The 13,746-nt window shown below is 42.8% G+C and carries 13 protein-coding genes and 1 pseudogene; all 14 read left to right on the forward strand.

Annotation, left to right across the window (positions count from 1 at the left end; translation table 11 throughout):
• Nucleotides 1-234: pseudogene (locus G596_RS25300) on the forward strand (RNA-guided endonuclease InsQ/TnpB family protein); the annotation flags it as partial.
• Nucleotides 235-332: 98 nt separating this feature from the next.
• On the forward strand, nt 333-887 hold the full coding sequence (locus G596_RS22450) for a hypothetical protein (RefSeq protein ID WP_022762737.1): 555 nt from the start codon (nt 333-335) through the stop codon (nt 885-887).
• 338 nt (nt 888-1,225) lie between these two features.
• Entirely contained in the window at nt 1,226-2,284 is a 1,059-nt protein-coding gene (locus G596_RS0115495; RefSeq protein WP_155829308.1) for a hypothetical protein, read from the forward strand.
• 201 nt (nt 2,285-2,485) lie between these two features.
• Nucleotides 2,486-2,734, forward strand: coding sequence for a hypothetical protein (locus G596_RS0115500; RefSeq protein ID WP_022762740.1), 249 nt, complete (start codon nt 2,486-2,488; stop codon nt 2,732-2,734).
• Entirely contained in the window at nt 2,670-3,071 is a 402-nt protein-coding gene (locus G596_RS0115505) for a hypothetical protein (RefSeq protein WP_155829310.1), read from the forward strand. Before G596_RS0115500 ends, G596_RS0115505 begins: the two co-directional genes overlap by 65 nt.
• Nucleotides 3,072-3,228: 157 nt before the next feature.
• Nucleotides 3,229-5,958: an RNA polymerase sigma factor gene (locus tag G596_RS0115510; RefSeq protein ID WP_022762742.1), complete on the forward strand. Its 2,730-nt coding sequence runs from the start codon at nt 3,229-3,231 to the stop codon at nt 5,956-5,958.
• A gap of 80 nt (nt 5,959-6,038) precedes the next feature.
• Nucleotides 6,039-6,725: a zinc ribbon domain-containing protein gene (locus G596_RS23995; protein ID WP_022762743.1), complete on the forward strand. Its 687-nt coding sequence runs from the start codon at nt 6,039-6,041 to the stop codon at nt 6,723-6,725.
• A 20-nt stretch (nt 6,726-6,745) separates the two neighbouring features.
• A complete protein-coding gene (locus G596_RS0115520; protein WP_022762744.1) occupies nt 6,746-7,273 on the forward strand; it encodes a zinc ribbon domain-containing protein in 528 nt (175 codons plus the stop codon).
• Nucleotides 7,274-7,275: 2 nt separating this feature from the next.
• The gene (locus G596_RS0115525) at nt 7,276-8,730 is read left to right on the forward strand and encodes a zinc ribbon domain-containing protein (protein WP_022762745.1); all 1,455 of its coding nucleotides are present in this window, start codon (nt 7,276-7,278) and stop codon (nt 8,728-8,730) included.
• 34 nt (nt 8,731-8,764) lie between these two features.
• Nucleotides 8,765-9,568 (forward strand): YARHG domain-containing protein, encoded by an 804-nt coding sequence (locus tag G596_RS0115530; protein ID WP_022762746.1) that lies wholly within the window; start codon nt 8,765-8,767, stop codon nt 9,566-9,568.
• Nucleotides 9,569-9,616: 48 nt separating this feature from the next.
• Nucleotides 9,617-10,480: a YitT family protein gene (locus tag G596_RS0115535; protein ID WP_022762747.1), complete on the forward strand. Its 864-nt coding sequence runs from the start codon at nt 9,617-9,619 to the stop codon at nt 10,478-10,480.
• Nucleotides 10,481-10,492: 12 nt separating this feature from the next.
• The gene (locus G596_RS0115540; RefSeq protein ID WP_022762748.1) at nt 10,493-11,119 is read left to right on the forward strand and encodes a flavin reductase family protein; all 627 of its coding nucleotides are present in this window, start codon (nt 10,493-10,495) and stop codon (nt 11,117-11,119) included.
• Between the two features lie 9 nt (nt 11,120-11,128).
• Entirely contained in the window at nt 11,129-12,562 is a 1,434-nt protein-coding gene (locus G596_RS0115545) for an MBOAT family O-acyltransferase (RefSeq protein WP_022762749.1), read from the forward strand.
• Nucleotides 12,563-12,652: 90 nt separating this feature from the next.
• On the forward strand, nt 12,653-13,684 hold the full coding sequence (locus G596_RS0115550) for a hypothetical protein (protein WP_022762750.1): 1,032 nt from the start codon (nt 12,653-12,655) through the stop codon (nt 13,682-13,684).
• Nucleotides 13,685-13,746: the final 62 nt, after the last annotated feature.

The following is a 13,746-nucleotide window of genomic DNA, read 5'->3' on the forward strand; positions in this document are numbered from 1 at the left end:
CCCATGTATGAAAAAGGGAAGAATAAAGAATACTCTTTTTCAGGAAGAAGGATAAAAAGAGGACTGTACAGGCACTACGATGGAACAATAACAAATGCAGACATAAACGGAGCTGCCAATATCTTAAGAAAAGTATTCCCAAAGGTAACCCAATGGGATAGGGGCATAGTGGACATGCCCTGTTCTTTGGGATGCGTTAAGCATCCCAAAGGTTCATGCCGCTCTGCGGCATAACAGAAACCTCTTCCGACGCAGAGTCGGTGGAGGCAGTTCATGTTATCATCAACTGGTGAACATCACATATTATATGAAAAAAGTTAGGGGACTATATCATGGGGAAAATATCAAAATTGTTAGTGACGGGATTTCTATCCGTCATCTTGTTATCCGGCTGCGCGCAGCCTTCATTTGTGTCAAAAATGACTTCAGACAAATCTTATCTTGAATATGAATTCAGACGCGGTACCAGGGAAGAGGAGGAAGCAGGTAAATTCCTTGGCAGTGAGACTTGCAGTATTTATGACGAAATTGATGAGAATCTGTTTGCGTTAGCCTATGGCCAGCTGAGGACACTTTTTGGTGAGCCTGACTATGAAACGGAAGACCTGGAAAATATGTATGATTATAACGTTGTCGCAACTGATAAGGAGGGCAATGAATACTATATGTATGCTTACAGCGGCCCTACAGGACCTGCAATAGGCACACGTGAGGATGATGAAAAAACTGAAAAAGCCGCAAGGGCTCTCGCTGAGAAAATCAAATCCGTGGAGCCTACTGATTACGACTACGTAGGATACTACTTTGACTTTGGACTCACTGTCAAAATGGGTGTGAAAAATGGCAAGCCGTACTGCACCGAAAGCGGCGGCGATGGTGAGTTTTGAGAAACTGAAATGTTAAGAAAAACAATCTCCCTACAGCGGAGTCTGAGAAGTCTTTTTTGTAGGATGAAAGCATGTTTTCAAAAAATAAAAAAATTTCAAAAAAAGTGAAACCTTTTGTGGCTACCAATCCTCTTTATATTGTAACGATGAAAAGACAACGATTTTAAAATATGAAAAGGAGGAATAAGGCAATTTTTTTGTGATAGGCAACTGATGGAAGTAGTGATAAAATGTTTAAGTGCGTATTCAGCTGCAAACGCGATGGATGATGCGCAGAGGGGACATATTTGTCGCTATCAAATATTGTATGAAGAGAGGAATCAATAATGAAGAAAACGATGAAAAAACTTTTAACACTGGTACTCACTTTATGTTGTTGTGCTTCAGTACTCTGTGGACACAGCATTACCGGTAAGGCAGACGAAGGAAAATTTGCCGACAAAACAAATGTAAAACCGATTGCACTTAACACTCCGGTTTCAGGGGATATTCAGACAAAAAATGGTAATTGCTGGTATACATTTACCTCAAACGCTAGCAAAGATTTTTGGTATGTAATGGAGATGAAAAGTACCGGCCTTAATTCTTGTTGCCGTTTGTATGATGCAGACGGAGCAAATATTGAAACTGTATATGCAGGAAAAAATGAGACGAGATCCAAGTATGTAAAGCTCGAGCCTTCATCTGTATATTATGTACAGGCGCATGGTGTTTATGATGATAGTTACGGAAGTTTTGTGCTTACTATGAAAGCAGAGAATGATGAGGGGGATACTCTTGCTACTGCAACTCCGATACCAAACGAATACGCAGGAACAATTAAAACGGAAAATGATGTGGACTGGCTTAGCTTTAACTCAGGTGCTAATACCGCTGTTACAGTAACAGTTAAGAATATTGATGGAACCGGTGTGACTGCTCAGGTGTTTAAGGCAGATGAGACAAGTGTGAGCGACTCTTATTATGCAGGTAAGGCGCAGTCAAATGAGAGAACTGTTTTAGTAAACGCCGGAACAACATATTATATAAAGGTGACAGGCTACTACGATGATGTGAGATATAAAATCTCTATTTCCGGAAGAGTAGATGAACCCAGCAAGGCTAAAAAGGCTAAGAGCATAAAGCTTAAGAAGAATGTAAATGGTATTCTTGATACTGATGATGATCATGACTGGTTTAAGGTAAAAGCCAACAAGAAGGGTAACTATAAATTCATCATTAAGAACACAGACTCCAGCAGTTTATTTTTGTCTGTATACAAGGGAAATAAGAAAATTGACAGTATCTACGCAGGAAAAGCAGATTCAAAGGTGCTTAAGTTAAAACTGAAAAAAGGCACATATAGAATAGAAGTGAACGGTAATGCCGGAAAATACGCTGTAAAGGTAAAAAGATAATCCGCCATTTGCTTATGAACTAAGAAAAATAGGTTATTGAATTACAAAAGGAATGCACAAGTATTAAAAAACTTGTCGCATTCCTTTTTTGTGCTCCAAAATCAACCACCAAAACTTTTTTAATATTTTTCCCAAAAAAGTGAAACCTTTTTGATACTGCCTCCCTCTAAGTATTAAAGGGCAGGAAAAACGGAGGCGGTTATGCTTAGAGAAATTGATGAAAGCTGGATGAAGCTTATAAAGATGGGAAGAATACACAGGGGTAACAGATTACTTGCACAAATAAATTTTTTTAAAAAATGTGAAACCTTTTGTGAACATGAACCCTCTTTATATTGTAACGATAACCAACAATTTTTTAATGAAGAAAAGGGAGAAAAAAATTATGAGTACAATGAACAACGCAGCAGAGACAACAATGATGGATCAGGGAATGGTAAATGCAAATGAAGCACTGTTAAATAAGAAAAAGATTGGACTGATGATTTCTGCAGCGGCTATTATTCCTTTTATAATTAGTGCATCTTTAGGGGCAAAATATGAATGGGCAGATAATATGATTCTTGTGAATATTGTAATGGCAATTATATCGTATATCGTAAGCGGTGGAATCAGGAATATTCTTTCAATTGCGAAAAAGTGGGCGATTTTTGGATGGTTCGTATTTCCGTTTCCGTATGACCTGGCTACAGGAGCCGGTATGCTGGCACTGGCGATAATCTGCTTTATATATTTCCCATTTGTATTTGTTTTGTATGACTATATTAAAACACGAAAAAGCATGTAAAAATAAATGCTTATTAGTAATATGCAACTACTGATATGGATGGTAAAATTGAGAAGTGCGATTTGGTTAAATCTTGGCTGAATTTGCATGTGAGGATGGCTTAAAATATGCCACATAGTTTGTTTGAGGGAATAAAAATGAAGAGAGAGGGAATGAAATGGCAGAAATGATGACAGAAAGTCAGGAAGCGCTGGTCCGGGCGGTGAAAGGTTTTGCGGCCGGCAGGGATGAAGTTTCATTTGAGAAGCTTTATAAACTGACGTACAAGAAGCTTTTTGCGTACATCCAGATGATGTCCAAGGACAAGGAAAAGACAGAGGATGTTCTGCAAAACGGCTATCTCATTTGTTACAGGAAAATTGATCAGCTTAGTGATCCCACTAAGTTCATGTCATGGATGAAGAATATCTGCTATCACGAGCTGGCGCACAGCTATGATGACAGGGTTACACTCCTTGCAAATACGCAGAGCGCGGATGAGGATGTGGATGTTTTCGATACCATCCGGGACGATAAGATGGAGATGCCTGAGAAAGCAGCAGAGGATGCGAACCTCAAGAAGCTCCTTCTGAAAAATATAAATATGCTTCCTGAGAAGCAGAGAATGGCGCTTATCGCTTTTTACTTCGAGGACAGATCCATAAAAGAGATTGCGGAGTCCATGGGTGCTCCTGAGAATACAGTCAAGACCTACCTTAACAGGGCCAGGAAAAGCATGAACGATTCCATGAAATCCTATGCGGATGCAAACGGACTCAAGCTCGTTCCTTTTGCAGTTGTTCCGTTTATGGCTATGCTCTTTGGCGAGCATGCAAGTGCTTGCGAACTGCTTGCAGGAACAGGAAGCGCTCTATGGAATAAGCTTAGACCGATGTTGTGGAAATGCGCAGCAAATGGCGCAGGAGCAGCAGGTGCTATGTCCGTAGGTCTTGGAATAAAAATAGCTACCTGCGGACTTATCGCCGTTTTAGTTGGCGGAAGCGTAGGAGCATTTGCTACCTATAAATATGTTGATAATAAGCGCAAGGCAGAACAGTCTGAACAATCCGATTTTGCAGAGAATCCCATGGATGATGCGAAAAAGATTATTCAGCTGGAAGAGGATCCGGTGCAAGTTGATGATACCGAGAATCCTTCTGACAGCGCAGATGGGGCAGAGGCTGAAAATAAAAAGACAGAAGAGAATGAAAAGCCGGAAGAAAATCAGATTCCCGATCCTCATGAAATATGGGGAGATACTGAGATAACAGAGTACTTTGACAGCAAGCTCGGCGTTCATTTCTACCTTCCCTCCGAGCTTAGTGTATCCCTTGAAAATCCCGAGTACTGGGCAGATGCCGGAGTGTTGGTTTATGTCACCGGTATGGGAATGAATAATGAGTATTTATTTGCCACAACCTATGCAACAAGAGAAGCGGCTGCCGGCGGTGATGCGGCAGTGGCGGATTACAGGCTCGTTTCTGACGCCGGTGGCAGGATATATGAACTGGGATTTATTTCCGAATATGAAGATCCCGAACCTACAAGTGCTGCGCTTTCATTCAGGGAGTCATACGCTGACAAAATTGCTGAGTCTGCGTACATTGATCCTAATGTAGAACCACGCTATATCAGTTTTTCGGTTGCAGACACAACCTGTGAAAAGAGCGACGGAAGTTATTGGTATGATCACCATGCACCGGACTGGCTCGAGGGAAGCCCTTCAGGAGTAAAAGAGTTAACCGTAGGCACAGATCTGCTTTCAGGAAGCTATTCTATCTATGGTACATTCGGCGCCGGATCAATAACTGTTACCGGTGCTGATGGCAGCGAAAAATACAGCTTCCATGACGATTTCAGCAATTGGGAGTCATGCGAAACCCTTGGGCACTGGCCGACAATAGTTGTAGAAGACGGCGATAAGATAAAACTTGATGCCGATGATGCTGACTGTTATGCGATCACTTTCTCGGATCACAAAGGTGCAGGGGCTACTGCGCAAGGAAATAGCCTTTCTGAGGATGAACTGAAGCAGAAGCTTGCTGATGCGGCGGGCGTTTCAATTTCCAACATAACCGACTTCGCATATAACGACTATGACAAAGATGGAATCTATGAAGCATTCGGACTGGTTGACCTTGGCAGTGAAGATTACGCACAGGCGGGGAGCCAAAGAGCCTGGTTTGTTAATCAGGATTATGCAGAATGTGTATACGAGTACGGAGACTTCATGTCGATAGCTCATGGAAGTGAAGAAGAGTACTTTGAGGGATATTATGAAGGGTACTCAAAGGGAGAAAAAGTATATAACTATTTTGAAACCGCGGATCGAATCTGGTTGGTTGTTGCCGTGTCATACGCTTCCGGAGAAGGACATGATTTCTTCTCTGTAAAGAACGGAAAACCATACGAGAGCAAGGTGACCTTTGATCAGGGAAGAGTTACATATAACTCCTTTAATGACAATCAGCTTATTGCATATGTGAATGAGTATGATGGGACATCGCATAAAAATGAGCAGACAGGAGAATTTGAGGATGGTGGCGGACATTCCTATAAACCATACTATTTCTTCTACGACCGTGCATCCGGTGATTTTAAGGAATACGGCGGAACAAAGATTTCAAGCCAGGAGCTCACTTCTATAGTTGGTTTTGATCTTTGCGGAGATCTTGAGAGTTCAGGACGCATTGTTGGAGATATCTTCAAAAGAAGTAACGGAATGGTTACCGTGAACTTTATTGATTTACCTGATTCCGGAGAACTGGCAGACGGATATTACTATAACCTGAATATTACCTATGATATGAATAAAAAGGCTTTTGTGGAAGAAGGAGCTAAAAAAGATATAAAAGGAAAGACATATTATGTAATGAGCGGAGACTACTCCGCGGCCTTCCTTCCTTAAATAGCCGTGTATTAACTATATGAACGGGAAACTCTAAGTGATACAATAAAAATTATTACATAAGAAAAGGGGACAAAATAATGGACGAAAAAATCGAGTTAAAACTCACAAAAGGCAACATTTTAAGATTTCTGAATGCATGTTTTATTTTGCTGTTTTTCATGCCAACCATGTTGGTATCCTGCAGCGGTGAGACAGTTAAAATCAGTGCAAGCAGGATCACCTTCGGTTTTGAGGTTTTGGGGCAAAAAATCGATGGACATATAGCGGGAATCCTTATGCTGATTCTTCCCATTGCATGTCTTGTACTGCTGTGCCTTGCTCAGACAAGAGCTAATAAGAAGACAATCATAGTAATCAAGGTTTTAAATTTTATCAATTTTATTGCATGGGTAAGCTATTTCAATGGAGTAGATAAAGAGGCAAAGGAAAATTACTGCGAGTCAGAGATGACAGGATGGATGATTCTTCTGATGCTGTTCATGGTGATACACTGTGTGATCACATTCATGTGTCTGTTCCAGTCAAACGCTTCACTTCAGCAGCAGATTGAGCTTGCAGCAACAGGCGGAAATCCTGCGCAGATGCAGTATAACGGCTTTGGATCAAAATCGAAATGTCCGACCTGTGGTGCGGATGTTAAGGGCGGTGACATGTTCTGTTTGAAGTGCGGAACCAAGCTTAAGAAGACATGCCCGACTTGCGGGGCTGAGATGGATGGCGATTCAAGATTCTGTTCAAAGTGCGGAACGGAAGTTACGGAATAATTTTGGGAGGATATTTAAAAATGGCATTTTTTGAAGAGTTAGGATCAAAGATTTCCAAGGGAAGTCAGGACGCGGTTCAGAAGACAAAGGATATGGCGAGTGTTGTTAACCTCACAAACGAGAACAACAGCCTCGATAAGAAAAATGTGACAATTAAGAATCAGATGGGCATCAGCCTTTATGATGCAATTTTTGAAAAGATGAGTCTCGAAGACACTGCTAATACGGAAAGTCCCGTGCAGCTTCCTGCAGAGCTGTGGTCAAACCTTTGCCAAATGGCAGCTGAGATAAAAAAGAATGAGCAGACAAAGCTCGATAACAATGAAAAAATCAGAGACCTCAAGGGGGAGAGACTCTGCCCTAAGTGCGGTAAGCTTCTTCCTAGGGAAGCTGCCTTTTGTACTGCCTGCGGCGAAAAACTTCCTATGCCTGAGCCGGCGCAGGCGCCTGTACCTGCAGGAAAGGTATGTCCGAACTGCGGCAAACAACTTAGCGATGATGCGGTTTTCTGCACTTCATGCGGAACACGTATAGAGGGAGAAGAGTAATTATGTTTTGCGCAAAGTGTGGAAATCAAATTGAGGACGGGGCTGCTTTTTGCCCCAAGTGCGGTGCGAAAATTTCAGGCAGCGACTATGCGAATGCGGCTTCCGGGCAGCCATGGAACCAGGCTCAGCCCGCGCAGCCTGACTTTATGGACAAAATAGAAAAAGAGTCAGCGAAGCAGAGAAACACCATAATAGGTATCGGAGTAGTAGCGGTACTGGCTGTTATCGCAGTGGTTTTCTTCTTTTCGGTAAGAAAACACACTATAAATCTGAATAAGTATGTAGAGATCACCTACTCAGGCTACAACACTTGTGGAACCGCTTCCTATACTATAGATAAGGATAAGTTCAACAAGGATTTCGGCAACAAGATCAAGTTTACGAAGAGCGGCAAAAAGTCTCTTATGAAGGACCTTGAAGGAGTACTTTCCGATAGCGAGCTTGATCAGGCAAAAAAGTATGCCGGAAATCTGGATAAGCTTCTCGAGCAGTTCGGATATACTCCGGCGCAGATGGTTTCCGAAAGCCTTTACGGATCTGTTGATAATAACAGAGGTCTTTCCAACGGAGACAAGGTCACCTTTACATGGAACATCTCCGATAGTGACAAAGAGCAGATGGAAAAATACCTGAATATCAAGCTTAAGTACAGCGATATTGATGGAAAGGTTAAGGGACTTGAGGATGCCACAACCTTTGATCCATTTGAAGGCATTACCGTGTCCTTCACAGGTATAGCACCCGATGGCCGCGCTGAATATACTCTCAATTCTTCAGGTGGTGAGTATAGCGCACTCTCATATAATTTTGACAAGACAGACGGGCTTAGTAACGGCGACGAGGTAACTCTTTCCGTCAGCTCATCCTATGGCAGTGATAACATGGACTACTTTGTGGAGAACTATGGGAAAATTCCGAGCCCTACAGAGAAGACCTACACTGTAGAAGGTCTGAGTTCCTATATAACAGCGATGAGTGAGCTTGATCAGGATACACTTGCCAAGATGAATGCGCAGGCACAGGATGCACTCAAGGCTCAGGCTGCTCAGAGCTGGAACAGTGAGGTGGTTAAGCTTCTTAGTGCGGATTATATCGGAGCATATTTCCTTGCGGAAAAGCCCGGTACAGAGATGTATGACAAGAACTATGTCAACCTTGTGTATAAGGTTAAGGCCAGTGTTTCAATACCCGAAGAGGGATATTATAATGAAATCAGCTTTTACTATTTCACCAGATTTAAGAATGTGATGAAGCTTGATGACGGAACACTCTCTTTTGATCTGAATAATTATGATACACCTTCCGACAGCTTCTCATTCGATACAGGCATAAACGACGGATGGTGGGGAACCTACAGCTACTCATTCCGCGGTTATGATAATACAGATACCATGTTCAACAAGCTCGTAACACAGTATGTTGAAAACTATTCATATGAGAGTACTGTAGCTGAATAATTTGATTTTATTTTATATGTAGAGGGAAAAAAGTATGTTTTGTAAATATTGCGGAGCACAGATTGATGATTCGGCAGCATTTTGTCCCAAGTGTGGGAAAAAACTGGCAGAGGCGTCTAATGACTTTTATATGGGAGATGGTCTGCAGAAGAAAAAGTCAAACCTGCCCTTGTTTGCTGCAGTTGTGACGCTTTTTCTGGTTCTTGGAATAGGAGCAGGTGTGCTGGCGGTTCTTCATTTTACAAAGAGTAAGGATGCTGCGCAGACTGAGGAGACAGCGGCAGAAGTAAACGGAGAGGAAGCAGATGACGGTCTTTTGTCAGCGCTTCCTTTGGGAGGAAATGATTCCGGAGAAGCCGGTGACGAGGCGGTTCAGGCAGACGGCCAGGAACAGACAGCTCAGGCTGAAGGCGAGGCTGCAGGATCAGGAAATGTCGACGATTTCCTTAAAGGTTCCGGTTCAGGTGATGCGACGGCTCAGCCTGCAGATACTGGTTTGCAGACAGATATAAACGCAGCTGCGGACTCCGGAATGGACGGCGCTGACCAGATGCCGAATAATGATTATATTCTTCCGGAAAGCAGCACAAGGCTTTACACAGAGAGCGAGCTTATGGGCTTTACAGCCGAGGAACTTCGAATTGCCAGAAACGAAATTTATGCAAGATATGGAAGACGCTTCCAGGATCCCGAGCTCCAGAGTTATTTTGATAGCAAAGCCTGGTATGTGGGACGTTTCGATCCCGATGAGTTCGATAAGTTCGGAAATGATATGCTCTCTGACATAGAGAAGAAAAATACTGATATAATAAAGAAGGTTGAAGATTTTAAATCTTAAGGATATTGCTTCATTGTAAAAACGAGTGGACTTTGATTTGAGGTGCGTATGACACGAGCTAACAGGTTATACAATGCAACGCTTTCAGAGAAAATAATAAGCTATATTCTGATCGCGATAGGTGCGACCATTGCGGCTTTTTCCATCGAGGATTTCCTTGCACCAAACAGGATCTTCGATGGCGGAATAGTCGGCGTATCCATGATCACAGCAAATTTCACGGGCTTTAAACTGAGTATTCTGACCTGGGTGTTAAACGTTCCGTTTCTGGTATTCGGCTGGAAGAAAAAGGGACACCATTTTGTAATAAGGTCCATCTATGCGATGACGGTATTTGCGATAGCTGTGGCCTTCTTTGAGACGACACCTGCAGTTACAGAGGACTATCTTCTTGCGGTGACGTTCGGTGGACTTATCCTCGGTGTTGGAGTCGGCATCATACTTCGGCATGGCGGCTGCCTCGATGGCACGGAGATTGTGGCTTCGATACTAAGCCACAAGATTCATATGTCCATCGGAAAACAGGTTCTGTGCTTTAATATTGTTTTGTACCTGATCGTAGGTTTCATTTACGGATGGAACAGAGGGCTTTACTCGATTCTTACTTACGTGCTTGTATCAGTCGTTATGACGAGAGTTGAGGAAGGCTTTGACGCGCAGAGAGCATGCCTTATTTTCACACATGATGATGTCGATGCGATAAAAAATCGTATCTATCAGGAGCTTGGAAGAACCTGTACCGAGTGGAATACCGAAGGATATATCGGCGGTGAGAACAAGGCCCTGTATGTTGTTGTCAGCCAGTATGAGCTTAGGCAGATCCGCGATATTCTCGCAGATTTTAACTGCTTTGCAACGATCAGTAATATAGATGAGATCATAGGTAAAAACGTCAAATTGACGCTTAGATAGAATGGAGTTTTTATGGCAAAAGTAGTATGGCAGCCGGGAAATATGCTCTATCCCATTCCTGCAGTGATGGTGAGCTGCGGGAGAGAAGGAGAAGTCCCGAATATCATAACTGCCGCATGGGTTGGGAATGTATGCAGCTCTCCGGCCATGCTTTCAATTTCTGTTAGAAAAGAGAGATACTCTTACGATATAATCAAGGAGACCGGTGAATTTGTGGTTAATCTGACAAACAAGGAACTCCTTAAAGCCACCGACTGGTGTGGTGTCAGATCGGGAAGAGACTACGATAAATTTAAGGAGATGAAACTTACTCCGCAAAAATCCAATAAGATAAGTGCGCCCGGTATTGCCGAGAGCCCTGTAAACATCGAGTGTAAGGTTAAGCAGATTCTTGAGCTCGGAAGCCATGACATGTTTGTTGCAGAGGTTATGTGTGTCGACGTGGACGATAAGTACATGGACGACAAGGGACGCTTTGACCTTGGTAAAGCTGACCTGATAACCTATTCTCATGGCGAGTATTTTGATCTTGGGAAAAAGCTTGGAAAGTTTGGCTACAGCGTAGCTAAAAAGCCTTACAATAAGAAAACTTCCGGCAAGAAGCCTTCCCAAAAGAAATCGAAGAAGAAAAAACAGTAGGGGGACTGAATGACATTCGAGTTTACAACACTTGTGTTTTTGGTGGGCACGCTGGTGCTCTTTTATCTGGCGCCTCCGAAACTAAGGCCGCCGGTGCTTGCACTGGTAAGTCTTTTTTATGTGGCACACCTCAGCAGATTTGCTGCGATGGTGCTGCTTGTAACTTCAGCATTTGTCTATGTTTTAGGCGCTATAATCCATAAAAAAAGAGAAGAAAACAGAAGGCTTGCAAAGGCGCTCACAGTAGTGGGAGTGCTTGTTTGCGTGCTTTCTCTGTCTGCTTTTAAGCTTGGAGATCTGCTTAGTTCAAGGGAAAAGCTCCCCGGAAGTCTTTCGTGGATGCTGCTGCCTCTTGGTTTTTCTTATTATATTTTCCAATCCATCAGTTTCATAGCTGATATAAATAAGGGAAAGGTGGAACATTTTCCAAATCCCATAGATTTTATAGTTTATCAGTCGCTTTACATGAAGTTTATCAGTGGTCCCATAGAGAGGGCCGAGGACTTCTTTTCGCAAAAAGAGAAGGCTGTGACCGGTAAATTTTTAAATGAGATGAACATTACCGGGGCTTTTTCATACATTCTTTACGGCTTTTGTTTAAAGCTGCTTCTTGCAAACAGATTTGCAAAATATACAGATATACTTATCGGAAATCCCGATTTTCATTCCAGAGGCGCTCTGATTGCGGGAAGCCTCATGTACACTTTGCAGATATATACAGATTTTGCAGGGTATTCCTCAATCGCAATCGGCTTTGCGAAACTCTTTGGAATTAAGCTGACACAGAATTTCAAGGCGCCTTACACAGCAAAGAGCATGTCGGATTTTTGGCGAAGATGGCATATCTCGCTCAGTAACTGGCTTAAGGATTACATCTATATCCCGCTTGGCGGAAACAGGAAGGGTGTTTTCAGAAAGCACTTGAATACAGTCATTGTATTTCTGGTATGCGGACTCTGGCACGGGAACGGTCTGAACTTTGTGGCCTGGGGACTTGCGCACGGCTTCCTTTCAGTTGTCGATGATATACTTGCAAGGCTCCACGTGTGGGATGCAAAGCTTATGCAGATCGTTAGAAGAGTGCTGACCTTCTGCAGTGTATCACTTGCGTGGGTGCTGTTTGGCTCGGGAAGCCTTAGCAGTGCGCTTCGCTACATAAAGTACATGTTCCTCGGAACAGAGATAGATTATTCGTGGGCAAAGGAGATGGAACTCCTTGAGATGAGCAGTTACCAGCTTTGGATAATGCTCATTGCCATAGCTGTCCTGATTGTGATGGATGTATTTTCAAGTGTTAAGAAAAAAGACCTTCCGGAACTTATAACCGAGAGAGCACTGCCTGTAAGACTTTTAGTGTTCTATGTTCTTCTGGTGCTTCTTCTTGTCTACGGAGTTTACGGCCCGAAGGAACAGGTAATCGGCTTTATGTACATGGATTTCTAAGCCAAAACACTTGGTGAAGTCTTTTTGAACTTAGTGTTTTGGCTTGTTCTGGCGAACGAAGTGAGAGCAGAACTTCCTTAAGGAGTTTTTATGAAAAAAATAATAACCTATGCAGCATTCTGCATCCTTTTTATCATAACCATGATAGGACTGGACAGGCTGCTTTCCGAAAAATCTATACACGGAATAAATCAGGCGAGGAGCTTTTATGCTCAGCCAAAGGATTCCATAGATGTGCTGATGCTTGGCTCAAGCCATATTCACTGCGACGTCAATACAGCGCTTTTGTGGGAAAAATATGGGATGGCCGCTTACGATTACAGCGCAGCAGAGCAGACTATGTGGCAGACCTATTACTACTTTAAGGAAGCTCTGAAAACCCAGAAGCCCAAGGTAGCTGTGATGGATTTTTACTCAGTCAGCCGCTATAAGGATGACTACCAGTACGACTTTTTATATGAAAATCTGCAGGGATTAAAGCCTTCGATAAATAAGCTCGCTCTCTTTGTGAGCAGCTGTGCGGTGGGGAGAATGGACGATTATTATCCGGACTTTTTCACCTATCATGGACGGTACGAGGATCTGACAAAGCAGGATTTTGACTACCTGCTCGGAAAAGAAAACCTTGCAAGCTTTAAGGGCTACACTCCCTACTGCGCGGTAAAGCCGCAGGTTCGACCTGTTCTTGAAGAGGTAGAGGCGCCGGGACTTACGGATAAGCAGAAAAAATATCTGGAAAAAATAATAGGTCTTGCAAAGAAAAATAATATCACAATGCTTTTTATTGTTGCTCCGTATATCATCGATGAAAAGGATTTACAGACCTATGAGGATATCGCTGAGATCGCAGAGCAGAACGGAATTGAGTTTCTTGACATGAATTATTCCTATGACGAGATAGGACTTGATTTTGATAAGGATTTCAACGACTATTCGCATCTTAACTATGAGGGCAGTTGTAAGTTTACGGAATATTTTGCCAGAGAACTGCTTGGCAGATATGGCGACAAGATAGCTGATCACAGAGGTGACAAGCGCTATGAGTCCTGGGATGAGAGTGTTAAGGTGACCGAGGAAATGCGCCTGGAGGCTATTGAGAAAAATCGCGAGAAAAAAGAATGAAAGAAGCCCTTGAGGTTGCTTTTAGGGCTAAAAACCTTTAAAATTAAAGTGTTTTAGTATTT

Origin of the sequence: Butyrivibrio sp. AD3002, from assembly GCF_000420905.1 — a bacterium.
Lineage (GTDB): Bacteria > Bacillota > Clostridia > Lachnospirales > Lachnospiraceae > Butyrivibrio.